This is a genomic window from Chryseobacterium sp. SIMBA_038 (genome assembly GCF_046535115.1).
Lineage (GTDB): Bacteria > Bacteroidota > Bacteroidia > Flavobacteriales > Weeksellaceae > Chryseobacterium.
In genome coordinates this window covers 1-240 of the sequence record NZ_JAWRXH010000406.1, presented here as the reverse complement: position 1 = coordinate 240, position 240 = coordinate 1, and the positions used below count along the sequence as shown (strand labels likewise).

Genomic DNA, 240 nt, shown 5'->3' with positions numbered 1-240 from the left:
AATCTAAAGTTAATTGATAATTACTGAAAGCACCAAATCCTATTATTCCTGCAAAATCATCATTTTCATTAGTCATGATATTGGAAAGAGGTAATGCATTGACTTGAGCATTTTTGAAATTTATTCCCATCCAAGAAAATGAATTTATCCATGTCGTTTGTAAATTTTCAGACTCTCCTCCTATTCCATTAAGATGATTTTCAGAATCTTGAAGACGTCCGATATGCTTGACCTCTGAGT

Annotated in this window: 1 protein-coding gene; it reads right to left on the bottom strand. The window is 32.1% G+C overall.

Going from position 1 to position 240, the window contains the following annotated elements:
* Positions 1-240: hypothetical protein (locus SB689_RS24065; RefSeq protein WP_410694539.1), on the bottom strand; the 240-nt coding region annotated here is incomplete at both ends.